We start from the raw sequence: 18,832 nt of genomic DNA, 5'->3' as shown, positions 1-18,832 counted from the left end.
TCCGACGCGCGGTGACGTCAGTGCTGCGCTCCCTGGTTGGCCACGGCCGCAGCGCCGGCCTCAGCAGCCTCCGGGTCGAGATAGCGGCCTGCACCCAGCGGCTTCAGATCCGCACCCAGCTCGTAGTACAGCGGAATGCCGGTGGGAATGTTCAGCCCGGCGATATCGTCGTCGGAGATGCCTTCCAGGTGCTTCACCAGCGCGCGCAACGAATTGCCGTGAGCGGCGATCAGCACGGTCTTGCCGGCCTGCAGGTCAGGAACGACCTGGTCATTCCAATACGGCAACAACCGCTCGACAACGTCCTTGAGGCACTCGGTCCGCGGCGCGTTCTCGCCCAGTTCGGCGTAGCGGGGGTCGCCGTGTTGCGAGAACTCCGAGGAGTCATCGAGCTGCGGCGGCGCGGTGTCGTAGGAGCGGCGCCAGACCATGAACTGGTCCTCGCCGAACTCGTCGCGGATCTCGGCTTTGTTCTTGCCCTGCAGCGCACCGTAGTGGCGCTCGTTGAGGCGCCAGTTGCGCTTAACGGGGATCCATTGACGGTCGGCGGTCTCCAGCGCCAGGTTCGCGGTGGTGATCGCGCGCTTCAGCAGGGAGGTGTGCAACACGTCGGGAAGCAGCCCCTCCTGCGCCAGCAGCTCACCGCCTCGGGCGGCCTCGGCGCGGCCCTTCTCGGTCAGCGGCACGTCGACCCAGCCGGTGAACAGGTTCTTCTCGTTCCAGTCGCTCTGACCGTGCCGGAGCAGGACGAGCTTGTATGCAGTCTCAGCCATGGTGCCAGTCTACGGGCAGGGTAGCTCGTTCACGACAGCTGCGGTTTCCGTGACAGCCCGACCACCACGGCGCGGTATGCCGCCTGGCTTAGTAGCCGTATCCGGAGTCGCCGTAGAGCTTGAGCTGACGGCGCGGACCGGCCAGATACACGGCGGCCACACACAGCGCGGCAATGCCGAACAAACCGAGCTGGCCCGTGGGTGAGCCGTACTGCAGTAGCGCGACCAGCGAGCTCCAGGCGCCCAGCCCGGCCACCACCGCGGCGATCACGGTGAGGATCAGCCAAAACTGTTTGCCGCGCAGCCCTGCACGTTCGAACTGGGTGCCGCCGCGGCTCACGCAGTCGGCCACCGCCCACAGCGCCAACACGCCGCCGGTCACGGTGAGGGCGAACATAATCCAGCCCTCCAGCATGAGAACGAAAACGAGGTACGACATGCGCCCAGCCTACCGCCCAGCGCCGCTTTGAGCGTCGGCGGCGCGCAGCGCCTGATCAAGATCGGCCCACAGATCCTCCGCATGCTCGATGCCCACCGACAGCCGCAGCATGCCCTCCGGGACCGTACTCGGTTCGGACGAGAATCGACGACGCCGCTCCACCAACGATTCCACTCCGCCCAGCGAGGTCGCCGGGGTCCACAGCCGCAGCCCGTGCACCACCGCATCCGCGCGGGCGGCCGACCCCAGATCCACGGTGAGCACCGCCCCGAAACCACCCTGCAACGTCGCAGCTGCGAGCGCGTGCCCCTCGTGGGAAGCCAGCCCGGGATAGCGCACCGGATCGGAGCCGCGCGCCTCGAGCCGGCGGGCCAACTCCGCAGCGCTGTCCATGGCACGTTCCAGCCGCAGGGCCAGGGTACGCATACCGCGCAGCGCCAAGTACACATCCATGGCCGAGGGGATCGCACCGAACAGGGTGCGGTGGCCGGCCAGCCGGGCGCGCAGTTCGACGTCGTCAACCACCACTGCGCCCATAATCAGATCCGAGTGCCCCGCCAAATACTTGGTCACCGAGTGCACCACCACGTCCGCGCCCAGGCGCAGCGGCTGCTGCAGCAGCGGGGTGGCAAACGTGTTGTCCACGGCGCACAGCGCACCGTATTCATGCGCCAGCGCCACCAACGCCGGAAGATCAGCCACCTCCAACATCGGGTTCGTGGGCGACTCTAGCCACAGCAGATCCACCGTGCCACCCGCGTTCCGGCGCTGGTCCAGCACCTCGCGGACCTCGTCGAGATCACGCAGGTCCACCCGAGTCACGGAGAGCTGTCCAGCCTCGGCCAGCTGATCGAGCAGGCTGCCCAACCCCTGGTAGGCGTGGCGCGGCACCACCACATGTCCGCCCACCGGCACCAGGTGCAACACGGCGGTGATGGCGGCCATGCCGGAGCCAAAGAACAGGGCGGGCGTGGCCTCGGCGTCACGCACCTGCTCCAGCTCGGCGAGCAGCCGCTCGGGCCCGTCGAAGGTGGGGTTCGACATGCGCGCATACACCCGCTGGCCGGGCACCGCATCGGTGGCGGTGCCGTGGAACGTGGAGGTGAAATGTACCGGGTCGTTCACCGGCGCATTCTCCTCGGGAGCCGGGCGGGCGGCGGCGACCAGCAAGGATTCCACTCGCAATTGCGGTGTGGAAGTATCGGCGGAGGCAGGCGTGGAAGCGGGCGTGAAAGCGGTGTCATGATCGGCCATGGGAACACTGTATTCCTCTCGTCCCCGCTGACGGTGTGCGTTGTTCCAGATGTCGAAGCCGCGCGGGGGCCTGACGTAGGCTGAAGGGGTGCACGACGACTCACAGCCGGCTCCGCCTGCCCCTCTGAAGACCCCCGGATACTTCGTCGTCTTCGAAGGCGGGGACGGCTCCGGGAAATCCACCCAGGTCAACGCCGTCTGCCGGTGGCTGGAGTCCCAGGGGCGCGAAACCGTGCGTACCCGCGAGCCCGGCGGCACCGAGCTGGCCGAACGGATTCGGGAACTGCTGCTGGATCCCCGCCACGCGCCCGTCGACTCGGTCACCGAGGCGCTGCTGTTCGCCGCAGCCCGTTCCACCCACGTGCGCACCGTGATCTCCCCCGCCCTGGAACGCGGGGCCGTGGTGGTCTCCGACCGCTTCCTCGATTCTTCCCTGGCCTATCAGGGTGTGGGCCGCGACCTGGGCGAAGACTGGGTCAGCACGATCAACGACCGCGCGGTCAACGGAACCCTGCCCGATCTCACCGTGGTGCTGGATCTGCCGGTCGATGAAGCACGACGACGGCGGGAAACCCGCGAACAGGCCGCCGCCGGCACCACCGATCGCATCGAGGCCGAGGGCGAGGATTTCCAGCACCGCCTGCGCGAGGTGTTCCTGCGCCGGGCCAGCGCGGCCCCGGAACGCTATCTGGTCCTCGACGCCCGAGCCTCGGTCGAGGACCTCACCGCGCAGATTCAGCAGCGCATCGCCCATGACCTCGACCATCCAGACGCAGCCGTCTCAACAGCCACAGGAGGAGACCGATGACGCAGACCCTCGACGTCGCCCAGTTCCCGGCTGTGTGGCACGATCTGACCGGCCAGTCCGCCTCAGTGGCCCAGCTTCACCGTGCCGCCCAGCAGGAGGCTCCCACCCACGCCTGGCTGTTCACCGGCCCGCCCGGGTCCGGGCGCTCCACCGCCGCCCGCGCCTTCGCCCAGGCCCTGCAGTGCGAGAACCCCGATCCGGCTCAACGCGGCTGTAGCATCTGCCCCACCTGCCTGACCATCGCCTCCGGCACCCACCCCGACGTCAAAGTGATGGCCACCGAGAAGGTGAACTACGGGATCGACGAAATCCGCGACCTCATCGGTCTGGCCCAAGATCGCCCCGCCACCGCCCGCTGGCGCATCTTCGTTATGGAAGACGCCGACCGGATGACCGAGCGCGCCACCAACGTGCTGCTCAAAGCCATCGAGGAGCCGCCCCCGCGCACCATCTGGATGCTGTGCGCGCCTTCGCCCGCGGACGTGTTGATCACCATCCGCTCCCGCACCCGAAAGATTTCGCTGACTATCCCCTCGGCCGAGAGTGTGGCCCGGCTACTCACCGAGCGCGACGGCCTCGACCCGGAAATGGCGCTGTTCGCCGCGCGGGCCTCCCAGTCCCATGTGGGCGTGGCCCGCTGGCTCGCCTCCAACCCGGAGGCCCGGGCCCGCCGCGAACAGATCGTCTCGCTGCCTTTGCGCGTCGGTTCTACCTCCCAGGCCATGGCCGAGGCGGCCGATCTCATTCAGATCACCCAGCAGGAAGCCACCGCCTCCGCCGAAGAACGCAACACCGCCGAGCGCGTTCGGCTCCTGCATTCCCTCGGCCTGAGTGAGGACGACACCGTCCCGCCGAAACTGCGCCACCATGTCAAGCGGCTCGAGGAAGAACAGACCGCCCGGAATCGCCGCAGCGTCCATGACGCACTCGACAAGGCAATGATCGATCTGATCGGGCTGTTCCGCGATGTGCTGGCCGTCCAGCTGGGCACCGACGCCGAGCTGATCAACGAGCATCTGCGTGACCAGATCATCGGCTACGCCCGCCAGGGCACCTCCCAGCACACCCTGGCCGCCATCGACGCCATCGGCCAGGCCCGCACCCGCCTCACCAGCAACGTCCCCCCGCAGCTCGCCGTCGAGGCCATGCTGCTGGCCTTCGTTCCGCGCCGCTAGAACTTCCCCCGAAAGGACGTCCCCTATGTCTCCCAGTCCCCGACGGCGCCTGCGCTGGTTCGGTCTGCTCGCCCTCACCGCCGTGGTGGCCACCGGCTGCGAGTCCACCGAGGAAGCACCGCCCGAACAGGTTGAGGCCAGCCTCGAGCGGTTCTACACCCAGGACGCCGTCTGGGACACCTGCGAAGACGAGAACTCCGAGTGCACCCGGGTCGAGGTGCCGCTGGACTATGCGGACCCCGAGGGCGACACCATCGAGATCGTCGCCGCCCGGTCCGGTGAGGCCGACCCGGATCAGCCCGTGCTGCTGGTGAACCCGGGCGGCCCCGGCTCCTCCGGTGTGGACGTTGTCGTCGACTATCTGGACACCGTCACCACCGAGACCCTGCGCGAGGCCTACACCGTGGTGGGCTTCGACCCTCGCGGGGTCTCCCGGTCCGAGCCGGTGCGCTGCCTGTCCGATGCGGAGACCGACGAACAGCGCCAGGTCAGCTACGACCCCTCCACCGAGGAGGGTCTGGCCACCGCGGCTGAGATGGCCGCCGAGTTCGCCCGAGCCTGCGAGGAGAACACCAGCGAGGTGCTGGGCTTTGTCGACACCGAATCCGCCGCCCGGGACATGGACGTGCTGCGCTCTGTGCTCGGCTCCAGCGAGCAGCTGAACTACCTGGGCTTCTCTTACGGCACCAAACTGGGTGCCACCTACGCCGACCTGTTCCCCGAGAACGTCGGAACCATGGTGCTCGACGGCGCACTGGACCCGTCGCTGACCGAGGAAGAGGTCGCCACCGGTCAGGCCGCCGGTTTCGAGCAGGCGCTGGGTTCCTGGGCGGCATGGTGCGCCGAGGAAGCCACCTGCCAAGCCGGCACCACCGAGGACGACGTCGTCGCTGCCGTGCAGGCCGCCTTCGAGGAGGCCAAGGAGAACCCTCAGACGGCCCAGGACGGCCGCATCGTTCCCGCGTCCACCTTGGTCTCCGGGTTCATCACCCCGCTGTACTCGCAGCAGAGCTGGCCGATCCTCAGCGAGGGATTCAACATGGCGCTCGACGGGGACCCGTCCATGATGTTGTATTTCGCCGATCTCAATGCCGGGCGCGAGCAGGACGGCACCTACTCTTCCAACATCCAGTCCGCGTTCACCGCGATCAACTGCCTGGACTACCCGCGCGCTGATGATCCTGATCAGATGCGCACCCACGCCGACCAGTTGGCCGAGGCCTCCCCCACCTTCGGCGCCTATCTGGCCTATGGCGGGATCAACTGTGCCGAGTGGCCTCACGACGGCGCCGACTCGGTGGACACGGTCTCCGCCGAGGGCGCGGCCCCGATCCTGGTGATCGGCACCACCGGCGACCCGGCCACCCCCTACGAGTGGTCCCCCGCCCTGGCCGAGCAGCTCGACTCCGGGGTACTCATCACCAACGAGGGCGAGGGGCACGGCTCCTACGGCCCGCAGAACGAGTGCATCGCCATCCTGGTGGATGACTACTTTGTCGACGGCACCGTTCCCGAGGACGGCACCACCTGCTGATGCGCTTTGCTCAGAGCCCCGCTGTACGGCTAAGATGTCTTCTCGTGGCATCGTGCATGCCGCGTTGCCTCCTTAGCTCAGCTGGCCAGAGCAGCTCCCTCGTAAAGAGCAGGTCACCGGTTCGAATCCGGTAGGAGGCTCTCACTCTTTAACGGCCGGTGGATTCTTCCCACTGGGCCGCGAGCCGTTCGGCTTCGTCCACATCTTCGATGACCCGCTCCGCGCGGCGCCCGACCGTGAGCACGTCCGTCTGCCCCAGCCTAAACATCGCGGCAGCCTGGGCCACGGTGGCCAGATGGTTGGCAGCACGCGAGAGCACCCGGTGCACGTCCTGAGCACCGGAGGGCACATCCATCCCAGCCCCCGGATACAGGGCGTGTGCACGCACGCAGAGGCTACGCACCCGGTCGGCCACATCGGTCAACACATTGCCGGCATGCACGAGTCCGTTGTGTTCCTCGACGGGCACGCTACCTTCGGCCTCATTCACGACCTGCCAGTAGCGGTCGAGTGAACGGCGAAACCAGTCATGGGCGCGCCGCCAGAGCTCGTGGCCGAGTTCGTCGTCATCCTTTTTCGCTTGTCGACGCCGGGCAAAGGGGCCTAGCGGCATCGGCGCGACCCCCCGGTTAGGTGCGATGTCATGACTCTAGTGTTCCATGACCAGCAGGATTTTGCCGGTCCGGCCGTCGCTGGCGAAATATTCGAGTGCCCGCTCCGCCTCCGCCATCGGGAAGGTTTTCGCGATGCTGGGGCTGATCGCACCGGAGGCGATCATCGGCCACACGTGCTCGCGCACCTGGGCGATCACCTCGGCCTTCTCCTCCACGGAGCGTGAGCGCAGGGTGGAGCCGGTGATCCAACCCCGCTTGGCCATCAGTTGCTGCAGCGGCAGGGTGCCTTGGGCTCCCCCGCTCAGCCCAATGGTGATCACGCACCCGCCGTGGGCCAGCGCGCGCACATTGTCTTCCAGATATTTTCCGCCCACGACGTCGAGGATGACATCGGCACCGTGGCCTTCGGTGATCTCATGCACCCGTTCGGCAAAATCCTCATCGCGATAGTTGATGGCCTCCACCGCGCCCAAGGACATAGCCTGCTGGCGCTTCTCTTCCGAGCCCACGGTCGCGATCGGCTGGGCGTCATACGCAGCCAGCATCTGCAACGCGAACGAGCCAATACCGCCAGTGCCGCCGTGCACGAGCACCCAGTCCCCGGGTTCGGCCCCGGCCTGCATCACCAGGTTCGTCCAGCAGGTGGCCGCCACCTCGGGCAGCCCGGCCGCTTCTACCAGCGGGATCCTGTCCGGAACGGGTAGCACCTGGCGCGCATCCACCGTCACGTATTCGGCGTAGCCGCCGCCGGCCAGCAGCGCGCAGACCGGGGCGCCGAAGTCCCAGGAGACCACCCCGGCGCCCACCGCTTCGATGGTGCCGGACACTTCCACCCCGGGCACCTCGGAGGCGCCCTCGGGTACCGGATAGTCTCCGGCCCGTTGCAGCAGGTCTAGATTGTTGAGTCCGGCCGCGGCCACCTTGATCAGCACTTCGCCCGGCCCTGGGCTCGGCAGTGGGTGCTGGTTCACCACCACCTCCGCCGGATGCTTGAAGCTGGGCTTCTCCTCGCCCGCGGGAGTTTCAAAGTCAATGGCAGACATGGTGGAGGTGGTGGGAGTCATGGCTCCATCATCACCCATGACCGGCGTTCCTGGTCAAGGAATTGCTCGCTTTGCGGATCCCCTGCGGCCTGCCTGTAAGATAGAACGGCCAGGATGGTTGTCCGAGCGGCCGAAGGAGCTGGTCTTGAAAACCAGTAGGCGGTAACCCCGTCTCAAGAGTTCGAATCTCTTACCATCCGCGCGAAGACAAGGAAGCGGCCCCGATTATCGGGGCCGCTTCCTTCGTTCCAGGGTCGGATGAGGCCTATTCCATGCCCAAAGCGTGTCCATCGGCGCGGGACGCCTCACCTGAGTCGTGCCAGATTTAGTGCGTAGTTTTTGAGACCAACGAGTCGAGCAGTTTCTGGGCGTCTGCGGGGATGGACGGAGCCGCGGTGAGCTGTTGCCCATTGATATCAATCGTGACCGTCCGCAAAGGTCTCAGCGCTTGCACGAGTTTCTTGATACTCACCCCAGTCACTGCTTGCAGGTGACGAGCTACGGCCAGCGCGCAGAACACGATCGTCAAGTGCGCCTCGATCGAGTCCCGCTGATGATGGAACATCGGCCGGGCACGGAGATCGCTCTTCGCCATCCGGAATGACTTCTCGACCTTCCACAGATCGTGATACGCAGCAACCACTGCGCCACCCTCCAAGACCTGCGGGCTAATATTCGTCACGTAGCCTTTCAAACCCAGTAGCTGTCTGGCTCGCTCGACCAGCGCCCAATCCACCCCGGGTTTCTTCCCGGTGAGTTTCACGAACCGGTCCTTGCGCACTGGCCGGGCCCCGGAGGCGACTTTCTCTGCTTTCTCGATCTGCTTATTCAACGAGTAGTTATCGCGCTTCTCACGCTGGAACGAGTAGTGATACACCACCCTGCGCGCCCTGGCATTAGTGCCGGTACCCATGGTGCGTGATGATTCCAGGACCTGCCCGTCGGTGAAGTAAGTGCCATGACGGTCGAAATGCTCCGCCAGGTCATACGGGGCTTTCGTGATCCTCGAGCCGACAATGAAAGAGAACCCCGCATCCTCCAAAGCATTGAGGTTGGCTGCTGAGAGCATCCCCGCATCAGCGACGACCACCAGATCCTTGACCTGGTGACGGTCTTGGAAAGACCGCAGCACCGGGACCAGGGTCAAGGTCTCGGCCTTGTTGCCTTCGAAACAGTGGATCTCTAAAGGGAACCCCTCACGATCCACCAGTAACCCGACCACGATCTGTGGATCGACTCTGCGTTCTTTACTCATCCCGACTTTGCGTAGCTCGTCTTCGTCATTGGCGTCGAAGTACAAGGTCGTGACGTCATAAAGCACCACAGACAAGCCAGCATGGCCTGCGGTCTTCAGGGCGTGTGCGTAGGCTGCCCGGCTGAACCCATCCCGCCAGTCCTGGCTAATGGATTCAGCCAGGGTACGCCAGATCGTGCGCAATGACGGGGCCTTCACGCCGAGTTCTTCCAGGACACGGATCGTGTCCGTTTTCGAGGTCGGCTCGATCAGTCGGGCTAACACCAGCTTCTGGAACACCGTGTTCCCCACCCCGGTGAAGCCCAGATGCTGATACGCGTCCTCCAACACGTTCCACAGCAGTTGAGCTGAGGAACCCGTCCCCCTCGGCCCGATGAGCGCAACGCTGGGCTGAGCACCCGGTTGGTCCGGGGTGCTGGGAAGTTCGAGGTCGAGTTCTTCTTGATCCCCTGCGATCTTGGTTTTCGCGATATGAACCAGTGCGGCGATCTCGGCATCAGTATGCCCGGAGCCGATGTGTTCTACGATCTTCTGGATCCCGCGCTTGGTATGAGCAATCTGGACCGCGGTCGCTCCTGAAGCGGTCTTCACTTTCCGCACGAACAAGCCCACCTGCACAGTCTAGTCGGCACACGATTAGTGCGTAGATTCAGGAACCCGAACCGCGGAATATCAACGATCTACACCCCTCGACCACTTATTTTCAACAAACATGGCACGACTCAGGCCTCACGATGCATCACCTCGACAAAGAGCTGCTCCGCGGCGGTTTCGCCGTCGCGCGATGCTTATGACCGGGCGCACCTCAGTGGACACCGTCAGCCTTCCGAACCCTCTAGGGACGCACGGACATTCATACCGACATGAAGCTCCAGAAACCGGCCCAGAGCCAACGGGCGAAGAGCGGACTACCGTCCTCTCGGCCAAGGGTTGCCCCGTGCTCCCGTCCCGAAGTTCCCTGTGCCTTCCTAGCCTCGCTCTGGGCAACCAGCTGGAACAGCACGTCTGGCATCGTTCTGGAGACCCGGCGTACGAAGGCCGCACCGCCGTGAACCTTCGGCTCTATGTCCCACATCTTGGGGCACTTGGTCACAATATTGAATGCCAACCACAATGTTCTGCTGACGTATCGGCCATAGACACCTGTGGACAGCCCACGCTTGGCACCTGGGGTCAAGGTAGCCAAGCAGGCCTGGTTCACCGCAGCAGATGGAGCCCCAACATACTACTGTGATCCCGGCTCACTTTGGCAGGGCGGCACGGATGATGACGCGAACGACTGGCCGTCTTTGGCCGACGCGCTTAACCACTGATCCTGGACTTTCCTGAGAGAGGAACATCGCGGGTGGCGCCGTTCATACTAATTACCTTATTCAATAAAGGTTTCTGCACTGCGGGAATTCACACTAAACCCACTCATATTTACCATTCCTGTCAAGTGCTCGCACCAATACCGACAGGGCGTTCTTCTCGAATTCAACATGGTCGCTCTGGGAAAGTTGCAAGCCCGGCAGTTCTTGTGCAGCCTCGGACATTGCTTGCCTTTGTGCATCCGTCTCTTCACCATTCCGGAACCATAATGGATGTCCGATGACGACGCCGATGCCGTCTTCGTCCAGCGTTACGACCGGAACCTCAAACGTACCCGCTGTCACTATCTGTGCGCCGTCATGAATGGGCGCGACGAGGGAGCGAAGCTCCTCAGTGCGGGAGAACCACCGACGCAAGTTCAGGTCGAAACCGGCACTCAGGTCAAGAACATCCAGCGCGAGCCGCCAGTCCAGCACACCATGCCGACGCTGATTATCCCATGTCCGAAGACAGTCTGGGCAGGATGTCGTGCAGGACAGGTGACCGTTATTTTCGAACCGTTCCGTAATGCGTTCCCTGGTGTCCAAGAGCAGTACCTCAACGTTATCGGCTTTGGCGATTTCAATGGCATAGCCGGCACCATTGTCTAAGGTATCTGACATGAATGCTCGTGCCATCGGATGCTTCTCGCGTGAGTACACGTCGAGACCGATCTGCATTTCCTGCGGATCAATGTCCAGCAAAGACTTGGCACCACTACGCAGAACCTCTGCGAAAGACCACATCGCGCTTAGTCCTGCTGGCAGGTCATCAGCGCCGATGTACAAGCCGCCGTTGGAGGTCTTGGCGCGCGCCAAATCCAGCGTCATCGTATCTGTGGTCTTAATTTCTCCTATAGCGGCCCGACCAAGCTCGACGCCTCCGGAGGGTTGCCCCTTCCATTTGGGGCCATACAAGCCCTTATTAACGGCAATAACTGATTCGTCCGGCTGTCGCTTCAGCTCGAATAGGTCACCGCGATAGTCGTTATATTGGAGGATTTGGCTCTGCTCATACAGCTTGACGTCAACTGCCAGAACTGAATGTTCCTCCGTCGGGGACCCGGCCGGTACGAAAGTCGGGTCACTTCTTCCTTGGCTGCGAGACCCATCTAGCCGGAATGGTCGATCACGATAAGTCGACCTGAAACCGCGCGGCTCATATAGATCAAACTCATCGGCAGGACCGCCACAGTTCATGCAACTCCCCTCAGATGTAGTGACGTCTGCACTCTCGTGACCGAGTGACGTCTTGTTGCAGCTACGGCATTTTACAACCGAGTGCCGCGGTCCAAGGGGATCGGCGGGAACCCAAGCGGTGCCCTTCTTGGCGTAGTGCGCGAAACCGGCGCCAAGATGCATCAGTCCGTCTCGAACCACTTCAGCCCCCGGCGCGTAATTCGTGATCGCCATGGAAAGTGGCCTGTCCGCAACAACAGAATCATCTATGTTCCGCCCGCCGACAGGCTCAAAGTAAAGATTCCGAACGCGCGTTGGAAAACCAAACAACGGCAGTAGTCCGCTCAAAGCGAGAACAAGGCTCAGCTCGTTCTCGGTCTTGTCAGACAGTTCAATGGCCTGGTCGATGGTCGACACTAATTCGGTACGCGCCCAGTTTTCAATGGCCAACAGCTGGGGCTGGCTTACTTTCGTGTACCCCGACACACGCTTCGTGATAGCCGCGATCGTAGGACTCGTGGCCAGCCACTCCTCGACGCGCGTTCGGTACCTTGGCCATGTCTCCGTGGTCCCGAATGAACCGTGAAGACTCGAGGGGCCCCAGGCCGGCGCATCAGCTCCCAAAGACGCAAACGCTTGTTTTAGGAACTCCGCTGCCGCTACACGGCGCAGGATACGTTCGCGTCCGAGGTCCAAGAAAGGTTGCGGCGGCAGATCTCCGGTCATCCGATAGGCGTTATTAAAGTAGTACTCATCGTGTGCCGAGTCGCGGCATGAGGTAACCGCAAAAGAGAATGCTTGGCCGGCTCGACCAGCGCGGCCCACACGCTGTTGGTAGTTGAAGCGCTGTGGCGGCATGTTGGCCATCACTGTTGCGTTGAGCGTGCCGATATCCACGCCCACTTCCATGGTCGTCGTCACGCTCAGAACGTCCAATTGGCACGTCAGGTTGTTCTCCTCCGGCTCTGGCAACTGAATCCCTTTGAACCAGCGTTGACGTTTACGCTGCTCAGCAGCAGGCTTGGTCTGTGCCGTCAATTCGGCTACGGCGATTCGCCTCACATCCCGAGTACCCAACCAGCCATAGTAGTCCGTCTCGACGTCAGAGCGCCTGCGAGCTATCAACCCTGAGAAGTTGCAGCCTCGATTCGTACAAACTCCGGCAGAAGGATGAAGGTGTACGAAGCCACACCGCTGACACGTCCATTGGTGGTCCGCAACTGGTGCGAAGGCGACCGGCACCGAGGGCCCATGCAGAGATAGGACCCATCCCTCCTTGAAGTATCCGGAGGATTTAAAAGCGGCGTACACCCAGTTCTCCAGTTGAGTAGCGTCCACACCATGCAGGGCACTGACATTCTCAAGGTACCTAGCTACAGGGCTAGGCACCTTGATGCCATCGGCATTGTACTGCCGGCGTCCCTCGTGGATGCCAGCCATGCCCAAGATCCGCAGGCAGCTCGAAGCCACTTGTTGAGAAATGTCCCCGTCGAGCCCCGACCCCTCGTTGTCGACGTTGGCCTGCAACCATGCAACTCCAACTGACTCGATGTCACGACGGCCCCCGTCGAAGATTTGGCTCGCCAGCTCTTCATCGAGCATTCGCTCCAATTTTTGTCGGACTTGATCGGACTGGGTAGGCCCTTCGGGCACCCACTGTCCTTCCCTCGGCGGATCAAAATAGCGATACCAAGGAACTCCTTGAATCGCTTGCGCGTATGGGATAGGGCCGCCTGGACTGACACCCAACTCAACGAAACTAGACTCCACCCGCACGCGTAAGTCCGGCCAACTGATGGCAGTGGAGTCTTGATCGCGCAACTCTTGAAGTGTTGCCTCGTCGCTTGCATCGAAATGACCAATGGAGACCCTAGTAGCGGCCTTGTAGGCGGCCTTGTTCGACTTCATTACATGCATAACGCGAGCTTCCTCAGCAGCCGTCAAGCCTTCCGAATCATCAAGATAACGAATGAGCAAGTCGGCCGTGTCCGTCTGGGCTACGTCTTTGAGTCCCCGCACCACGTTCTGCACAAGGATGTCCTTGAATTGCTGGGCAGATAGCGAAGCAGCAGTACGCGCCGCAGTATCCCGGTTATCGGTGAACACAATCGTGCGATAGTCCTCCGGGCGTTCACCCAGCAACCTGGGCAACTGTCGGAGGTATACCGACGTCGATTGACTAGGCGACGTGGCGTGCCCTTGGAGCGGAGTGAATACCGATCCAGAAGTGAACCCATCGTCCTGTCGGTTCTCCTGACCGCACTGAGGACACCGTCCCGGAACAGCCGGAGTGGCCTCAGCACCGGGCTTTCCGGCCACATTCAAAACCCAGCCGTTGGTCCCATCGTCGCCTTGCTGCGTCAGTCGGCCGTCTGCAGTGAGACGCGCCGGAGCCCAGCCCAACTTGAACCCCTTGGCAGCCCATGTTTTCCTGACTCCAATGGGCTCGACTCCGTCAGCCGTCGGCCAGAACCACCGGTAATCCGCACGGCGACGATTTGTCAGTAGCCCGGGAGGATCAGCCAACACACCAGATGGTGTGGCACTGAGGCTCTCTTCGCCCTCACCTTGGGGAAGGATGTAACCGCCGAGGCTTGTGTCTCCACATTCCGAGCAGAGTATTAGCTCGAGAACACGTGACCCGCAGTCGTCACACACCGAGATAGGTCGGGAAAACGCTTTGCCGACATTCCGGTACTCATCCCGTCTTCCATCCTCGACACCTTCGCAGTATCGGTTACTACACGCCCAAAGGCCCGAAAGCACCCGGGCGAAAATATGCCCTCGAAGAGGCACGCCCACTTCGTCACCTTCAGCGATCGCACTCATGACGGCAGCGAGCGCCCGTTGTTCAGAATCTTCTCCACCGAAAACCCTGTCGGCGAGAGTTGTCAGATACTGTGCCCTGTACCGCCGCTCACTTTCATCGAAGCAGGCCACCGCGAGTGCTTCAGAGAGCTCAGCAGATCTGGATTGCAATGTCCCATCTGATGCTTGCTTCAGGATCTCGGAAGTAGCCAGAGGAAGATTGGCATGAAGGGTCTTCGGTTGACCGGAAGATACGGCGAACGTCGACCGCGACGTGCCGAAGAACTCTTCGAGGAACTCAAGACCTTGTGAATCATCGTTCAGAGAGGCGCTGGCACCAATGATCCGAAGCTGCGGACTGTCTGTTTCAAGTCCTAGTCGGTCCATGAGTCGACGCAGTAATAGTGCGATTTCGCTGCCCGAGGAACCTCGATAGGAGTGCAACTCGTCAACAGCCAAAGTGAAAACGTGGTCTTCAGATTCTTCCAACCACTCATGGGTCTGTCTGAACATTGGCGCTTCGAAGTCGCGCATCAGGATGGCATTTATCATGGAGAAGTTAGACACCATGACATCTGGCGGGGACTGGACCATGTCCCAGCGGGCGACCATTTCGTGCTCCGCGGGGTCAGTGAACAGAGAAAGATCCTCGTCAGAAACTAAACCTGATCGCGTCAGTGAAGCGAACTCATTCTCCAAGTCCCTCAGATCTTCCATAACCCGACCCACGACACCTGACGCCGCACCTATCTTGGGCATGACGTTATTGCCCGGAGTGGCCCCGGTATAACGCCCCAACCATAGTCGTGCCTGTGGCATCGACTGCGAGATGCGCCGGAAAGCGAGCCGGAGCCGAGTGAGTTGGTCCTCCACCAAAGCATTGGTGGGGTAAAGGATCAGCGCACGCAACGCTGCCTGGCGGCTCTCGTTCTTCCGTATGGGCGAGTACCCGCCGCCCTTCCACCAGGTGTTAACCGGTCCCGGGTTCTCCCAAGTCTCGGATTCAGCCACCAGCCGCAGGAGAATCGGCAGGAGAATCGCTTCAGTCTTCCCAGAGCCAGTACCGGAGGTCACGACGATATTGTGCTTACCTACTTCTCCCACGCCCCGGTTGACCAGAATGCTTTCGGCTTGGTGACGTCGGAGTTTCGCGGATTCGCCAGGCCGCGCATGCTTTCTGAACAGGGCGTCTCCGACGGTGGTAGCCACTGCTTCGGAATATCCGGCGCGGATGGCAGTTTCCACCATGTCGTCCGTCGACGGGTACGGAATCACCGGCTCTATTAGTGGTTCTTTAAACACTTGGTCCGGAAGGGCGAGGAGTTCCGCCCGATCCGCAGCAAGCCCCGGCGATCTCAATGCGTAGTTTGTGGCGTAATAACGACTGAACGCCTCCTGCAGGTCAGCTGCAAGGCTCATGGGGTTTGGTTTGACGCTCAAAAGAGGACCTTTCCGATCAGGGTGGAAGCGGTTTCGGCGGACACATTGGAATAGACCAGAGACCGAGAAGCCGGATCTCGCCCCGGAAGATCTCCACTGCACAAAGTTGCGACCCGCGCATAGAGCCCGGGGAGATCAGCCCCGAGAGGCACCCTCAGCTCAGTAGTCACGGGGTCATAAGCAATCAACGGGGTATCCAGCGCCAGAGCCGCGAGATGCTTGCCAAGTTCGACAGGAACCAGCACACTCGTGCCCTTCATGAGATGCTCGTTCGTTCGGAAGAAGTATTTCGCGCTGTAGCTCTGCGAAACCCTATAGAGCCCCGGGAGTGAAGCGAGTTCCACGTCGTACCAGGAGGCTGACCGTACGTCGAAGTACTCATAAGCAGGTGCAAATGGCATTTCTTGCGGTGTCAGGCCTGCCCCAACGCTCGACAAGGTCGGGAGAACCTGAGCCAATGCTAACGCCGCGCTCGAGAGCACGACCTCGTCCTCCACAGTGTCGAGGGCAAGGATTCCTTCTTCGTCGATTCCCCGTGCTTTGATCATGGATTGACGTTCTGGTGCAACCGGGACTATATCTACGCCGTGTTCCTCAAGTTCCTCTACCAGGGGCTCCGCGGCCAAGAGCGGCCAATACCCAGTCAGCAACCAAGATCCATCAGTGAGTTCGCCTATACCGGTTGCAGCGACTTCCCAATGGGTGACGCCCATTTTGGCATCGCGTTGCAATTCGAGGATTCCCAGCGCTTCCAGGCTATTGAACAGTTCTCTTTCGAAGATGGCAGAGTCCTCGATCTGGCGAGCCAAGACGGAGAATTCCGTCCTGGTACCAGCCCCTAGGTAATACAGAGCATCAATAAGTGCTGGCCAGTGACCATCAGAATCACGCACCGTCGGCAAAGGTGTGCGAGTGACTTCCACTGCCTCTCCTGTGTAGGGCAGGGTTTCGTTCCGCCGAGTGCTCCGGGGTACGTAGGTCGGAAATCTCTTGCTCAACCCGCATTCCGAGCAATGGCCATACATCCAACGCGTTTTCGGGAAGCCGCCGTCGAACGTCGGCAGCTGGATCTTATGTGCGCCGGTGACCAGGCAAGACTTCGCCCCTGGCTCGGGGATCCTGAGGGGCTTACCTCTCATCCTCATCCGCGGGGCACGATTCCATGTTGGTTTTACCGGGAAGGGCACATCAGGTACTGGGATGACAGGGGCATTGATCCCCAAACCATCCACGCAGGGATGCTCAGCCTCCGCAGACGGCACTGACCGCAGCGGCCACAATGGGTCGTGCAAGTCATGGGTCAGAGACCGAAAAGCCCGGGCGACCTCATGCGTGTCCATGCTAGAGTCGCGAAGCTTCACGGACAGCGTCTGGAGGTTCCTACCATTCTTACCGGCCTCGCGGAGCACCAAAGTGAAGTCGGTCTCGCCTTGCAGATGACCGTTGAGTGGAACTACAGCGGGTATCTGTAATGATGCTACCAGCGTGCGAGGTACGACCTGGAGTGTCGCAGGGTCCCTGGTTTCCATTACCAGATCGATTTTTTTGTCGGTTTCAGAGGCGATGGCGATATCCAGTGGCAGTCGCGAGCTCCAACGAGGAAGACGCCCCGGCAATTTGAGGCCACCAGTAATGGACATTTGAGTTGATAACCGTGGCTGGAAGCCACTGAGATCTTGGGCCCCTGATGTGAGCTCATCGCGCGGCGCGCGCAAGAACAAGACGTCGTTTAGGACAACCCACCCGGTTGGAACACCACCTTGACCTGCTCTGATGACGGTGTATCCCGGTTGCGCAGCGTCATCCACGACACTAAGCACCTTATCCAGCAATCCAGGCTCATCTTTGACAAGAATTCGTGACTTGGTCGCCGCAATCACGCGGGTGGATTCTACATAACTGGCGGACATTGGATCGTGCGGCAAAATGATAACGCGCCCCGGGAACCGACGGAGCATCCGGCCCTCGTTGGTGCGGACTTTCAGGTCGCCGCCGATTGCGGAACCAACGTCCAAGCCAACGCGCTTGATGTCGAATCCAGCCGCCGATGTACCAACCTGCTCGAGGTCAACGGCGAGCTGTTCGCCGTCATCACCCAGGATTACCACTGGATCGCCCGGCTGAAGGCCAGACAGGGCCATGACCCCGAACCGCATCTCCTTCTTCAGACCAGCACGGAAGTCTCGCATCGTGAGCAACAAACGTTCCGGAGCGGACTGTACGAATCCCACATCTGACGGACCTTTCGGGCCTTCCCAAGCCGACAACTCGGCGAGGGCAATGTCGACAATGCGGTCACGGTTGCCCTCCCGCGCCCAGATCTTACGCATGGCAGTGTTCGCCGCGGACCTCTCAGTCGCGACCCAGACGTCGATTGCCCCGTACATGTCCATCGGGGCGACTGTCATTCCTGAATGGAAGCCCTGCTCCTCGAACAGCTTCCCGAGATTCTTGCGCTCCCTCCCTCGTACGAGAGCCTGCGAGATCGGCAACCCAACGTAACGATGCATGAGGGCGTAGGCGCTGGGAATTCCGAGCTCTCCACGGTTATCTTCCAGCCAAACGCTCAGGGCTTCCCAGTAAGCCTCGCTCGAATCGCGGAACGAGGCCCGGAACCGTGCTGTGTCAGCCTGCGAGATCCCAAGAAGGTTTTCAAGGCTTGAGTAGAAGCCCTGCTCAGTGTTTCCTTCCACCGAGGGCCCACCAATGCGCTCAGCTGCGATCGAAAAGAGCATGAGAAGTGCTACCAGAGGGGGAGCCGAGACAGCAGTTCCCTCCCGGACAGCAATCCGTCGTCGGCGGATCCATCTCCGAGTGTCGAGGTCGTATTCTGCAAAAGCTGATCGGCCCGAGGACTTGATTTTCAGCTTTGACGCAACGGCTGCGGCCAGTGATCTGTCGGCATCTTCGTCGTTCACTCCGACGATTCGGCACGCCTCGACGAACGCCACATCATCCCGATCCAGATAAACTAGGTTGCCGGCTCGCTCAGGCATGAAATAGGACCTCGCCAATGCCGAGTTCCATTGCTCATACTCCACACCGTGAGCGTTCATGTCTTGCCTCTTTCTCCGTGTTCATTGACGAGTTCACCTCCTCAGTTGGTGGTGCCATTCGCCGGTGTATATTCATTGCTCCCGAGTCAACTCGAAACGGCGGAC

The 18,832-nt window shown here is 61.7% G+C and carries 11 protein-coding genes and 2 tRNA genes; 5 read left to right on the top strand and 8 right to left on the bottom strand.

Translation table 11 applies throughout. The annotated features are described in order from the left end of the window. Positions 1 to 17: 17 nt before the first annotated feature. The 3 genes from P8192_RS03525 to P8192_RS03515 form a co-directional block, all read right to left on the bottom strand. Positions 18 to 773, bottom strand: a complete 756-nt coding sequence (locus P8192_RS03525; protein ID WP_278158553.1) for a phosphoglyceromutase — start codon at positions 771 to 773, stop codon at positions 18 to 20. A gap of 88 nt (positions 774 to 861) precedes the next feature. Next, positions 862 to 1,212, bottom strand: a complete 351-nt coding sequence (locus P8192_RS03520; RefSeq protein WP_270106103.1) for a DUF2516 family protein — start codon at positions 1,210 to 1,212, stop codon at positions 862 to 864. A 9-nt stretch (positions 1,213 to 1,221) separates the two neighbouring features. Continuing rightward, complete coding sequence (locus tag P8192_RS03515; RefSeq protein WP_278158549.1) at positions 1,222 to 2,466, bottom strand: trans-sulfuration enzyme family protein; 1,245 nt, start codon at positions 2,464 to 2,466, stop codon at positions 1,222 to 1,224. An 88-nt stretch (positions 2,467 to 2,554) separates the two neighbouring features. Between P8192_RS03515 and tmk the strand changes: the two genes are divergently transcribed. The 4 genes from tmk to P8192_RS03495 all read left to right on the top strand — a co-directional run bounded on the left by tmk (position 2,555) and on the right by P8192_RS03495 (position 6,123). Beyond that, the gene (tmk, locus tag P8192_RS03510; RefSeq protein WP_278158547.1) at positions 2,555 to 3,274 is read left to right on the top strand and encodes a dTMP kinase; all 720 of its coding nucleotides are present in this window, start codon (positions 2,555 to 2,557) and stop codon (positions 3,272 to 3,274) included. Beyond that, the gene (locus P8192_RS03505; RefSeq protein WP_278158545.1) at positions 3,271 to 4,449 is read left to right on the top strand and encodes a DNA polymerase III subunit delta'; all 1,179 of its coding nucleotides are present in this window, start codon (positions 3,271 to 3,273) and stop codon (positions 4,447 to 4,449) included. The genes tmk and P8192_RS03505 overlap by 4 nt, the downstream gene beginning before the upstream one ends. Before the next feature lie 25 nt (positions 4,450 to 4,474). Next, a complete protein-coding gene (locus P8192_RS03500) occupies positions 4,475 to 5,983 on the top strand; it encodes an alpha/beta hydrolase (protein ID WP_278158543.1) in 1,509 nt (502 codons plus the stop codon). Between the two features lie 66 nt (positions 5,984 to 6,049). Further along, positions 6,050 to 6,123 (top strand) — tRNA-Thr (locus tag P8192_RS03495). A gap of 8 nt (positions 6,124 to 6,131) precedes the next feature. Here the strand turns inward: P8192_RS03495 and P8192_RS03490 are convergent. Both P8192_RS03490 and P8192_RS03485 read right to left on the bottom strand, forming a co-directional pair. Beyond that, complete coding sequence (locus P8192_RS03490; protein WP_278158541.1) at positions 6,132 to 6,596, bottom strand: hypothetical protein; 465 nt, start codon at positions 6,594 to 6,596, stop codon at positions 6,132 to 6,134. Between the two features lie 36 nt (positions 6,597 to 6,632). Beyond that, positions 6,633 to 7,640, bottom strand: coding sequence for an NAD(P)H-quinone oxidoreductase (locus P8192_RS03485; RefSeq protein WP_431521158.1), 1,008 nt, complete (start codon positions 7,638 to 7,640; stop codon positions 6,633 to 6,635). 112 nt (positions 7,641 to 7,752) lie between these two features. Between P8192_RS03485 and P8192_RS03480 the strand changes: the two genes are divergently transcribed. Continuing rightward, positions 7,753 to 7,840 (top strand) — tRNA-Ser (locus tag P8192_RS03480). 125 nt (positions 7,841 to 7,965) lie between these two features. Here P8192_RS03480 and P8192_RS03475 read toward each other — a convergent pair. The 3 genes from P8192_RS03475 to P8192_RS03465 form a co-directional block, all read right to left on the bottom strand. Continuing rightward, the gene (locus tag P8192_RS03475; RefSeq protein ID WP_431521101.1) at positions 7,966 to 9,507 is read right to left on the bottom strand and encodes an IS1634 family transposase; all 1,542 of its coding nucleotides are present in this window, start codon (positions 9,505 to 9,507) and stop codon (positions 7,966 to 7,968) included. Between the two features lie 794 nt (positions 9,508 to 10,301). Then, positions 10,302 to 15,650, bottom strand: a complete 5,349-nt coding sequence (locus P8192_RS03470) for a DEAD/DEAH box helicase (RefSeq protein WP_278158538.1) — start codon at positions 15,648 to 15,650, stop codon at positions 10,302 to 10,304. A gap of 17 nt (positions 15,651 to 15,667) precedes the next feature. Next, complete coding sequence (locus P8192_RS03465) at positions 15,668 to 18,712, bottom strand: hypothetical protein (protein WP_278158536.1); 3,045 nt, start codon at positions 18,710 to 18,712, stop codon at positions 15,668 to 15,670. Positions 18,713 to 18,832 lie beyond the last annotated feature (120 nt).

This window comes from Citricoccus muralis (assembly GCF_029637705.1).
Lineage (GTDB): Bacteria > Actinomycetota > Actinomycetes > Actinomycetales > Micrococcaceae > CmP2.
The sequence above is the reverse complement of the archived record's forward strand: the minus strand, read 5'-3'. Positions and strand labels throughout refer to the sequence as shown.